Consider the following 1691-nt stretch of genomic DNA (forward strand, 5'->3'; position numbering starts at 1 on the left):
GGTTGGTGCACCCGAGAGGATTCGAACCCCTGGCCTTCTGATCCGTAGTCAGACGCTCTATCCAGCTGAGCTACGGGTGCACGCGTTGTGGCGACGGCGCGTCGTTCGCGCGCGGCGGTATGGCGGAGAGGGAGGGATTCGAACCCTCGATAGAGGTTTTGCCCCTATACTCCCTTAGCAGGGGAGCGCCTTCAGCCGCTCGGCCACCTCTCCATCGTCGCGTCCTGCACGGCGCCCCGAGGGCGCCTCACCGACCGGAGCGAATCGTGGCGGAGGGTGAGGGATTCGAACCCCCGGTGGGCGCAAACCCACAACGGTTTTCAAGACCGCCGCTTTCGACCGCTCAGCCAACCCTCCGGTCAGCATCCGCGAGTATACCGGCGGCGTTCGAAGGGTGTCAACGAACGCCGGCGTGGCCGACGCTCACGCGTCCGCGTCGGCGTGTTCGTCCTCGTCGTCCGCCCCGGCCGCGCGCCCCGGAAGCCGGTCGGGCGGGAGGCGCGCCGCCCAGGAGGCCTGCGACACGAGGCCGCGCAGGGCGGCGAGCTCGCGCACCGACAACGTCGTGCGGTCGAACACGCCGCGGTAGAGACGCAGCGTCGCCGCCTCCCGGTTCGCGTCGGTGTAGCCGATCTCGTGCCACAGGGCGACGAGGTCGGCGTAGAAGCGTTCGACCTGTTCGCGCGGGGCGGGCGCCGGTTGCGCGGGGTTCGCGACCGGGTCGGCGAGGTCGGGCGTCGGGAGGTCCGGCGCCTGCCGGCGCCGCTCGAACCAGCGTTGCGCGACGACGTTCACGGCCTGCGAGAGGTTGATCGAGGCGTACGCCGCGGTGGGGATCCGCAGGAGCGCCTGGCAGCGGTCGAGCTCGTCGTTGGCGAGGCCGTGGTCCTCGGGTCCGAACACGAGTGCGCCCCCCTCGGCGGGGAGCGTCGCGAGGGCGTCGTCCACCTCGTACTCGCGGACCGCTTCGCTGGCCCGACCCCGCGCCGACGTCCCGAGCGCCCACGTGACGCCCTCGAGCGCCGCATCCACGTCGGGCACGATCCGGGCGTTCTCCAGGACGTCCCCGGCGTGCGAGGCGAGGGCGTACGCGCTCTTGTTCACCTCGGTGCGCGGCGCGACCAGGACGAGGTCGGCCAAGTCGAAGTTCTTCATGGCGCGCGCCGCCGCCCCGACGTTCTCCGCGATCTTGGGGCGGACCAGCACGATGCGGACCCCGCGCCCGGCGTCGGCCGGGCGCGGGGTCGCGGGGTCGCTCACGATCGGGACGCGCGGGGCGTCGCTCAGGCCGAGGCGCCGTCGCGCATCTTGCGGATGCGCGACGCGAGCCGGTGCTTGCGGCGGGCCGCGGCGTTCTTGTGCATCGTCGAGCCCTTCGAGGCCTTGTCGACGAGGCTCTGCACGACCTTCTGGTACTTCTCCGCGGCGGCGAAGTCGCCCTGTTCCGCGGCGGCGATCGCCTTCTTGGAAAACGTCCGGATCGTCGACTTCGCGGCGCGGTTGCGCAGGCGGCGCTTCTCCGATTGGCGGTGCTTCTTCATGACGGACGGGTTGCCGGGCATGGGTTCCTCGCAACTCTCGGGCGTGTCGCCCGCGGGGGTCGGGATTCGGGCCACGGGACGCCCGCGGCCTAGCCGGACGAGGATAGCACGCGGCCCCCGCGCGCGCAACGGAGTGTATGGGTTCAGTAC

General features: G+C 71.7%; 2 protein-coding genes and 3 tRNA genes. All 5 read right to left on the reverse strand.

All coding sequences use genetic code 11. The features are described from left to right. Positions 1–3: 3 nt before the first annotated feature. A tRNA-Arg gene (locus RI554_11455) sits at positions 4–80 on the reverse strand. A 40-nt stretch (positions 81–120) separates the two neighbouring features. Continuing rightward, positions 121–213, reverse strand: a tRNA-Ser gene (locus tag RI554_11460). A 54-nt stretch (positions 214–267) separates the two neighbouring features. Next, a tRNA-Ser gene (locus tag RI554_11465) sits at positions 268–357 on the reverse strand. A gap of 66 nt (positions 358–423) precedes the next feature. Beyond that, on the reverse strand, positions 424–1260 hold the full coding sequence (locus RI554_11470) for a TrmH family RNA methyltransferase (GenBank protein ID MDR9392631.1): 837 nt from the start codon (positions 1258–1260) through the stop codon (positions 424–426). Between the two features lie 23 nt (positions 1261–1283). Continuing rightward, entirely contained in the window at positions 1284–1562 is a 279-nt protein-coding gene (gene rpsT, locus RI554_11475) for a 30S ribosomal protein S20 (protein ID MDR9392632.1), read from the reverse strand. Positions 1563–1691 lie beyond the last annotated feature (129 nt).

It is taken from the genome of Trueperaceae bacterium (assembly GCA_031581195.1).
Classification (GTDB): Bacteria; Deinococcota; Deinococci; order Deinococcales; family Trueperaceae; genus SLSQ01.

Excerpts from the sequence above, each read along its gene's own strand:
- rpsT (MDR9392632.1), bottom strand. The coding sequence starts at position 1,562 with ATGCCCGGCAACCCGTCCGTCATGAAGAAGCACCGCCAATCGGAGAAG.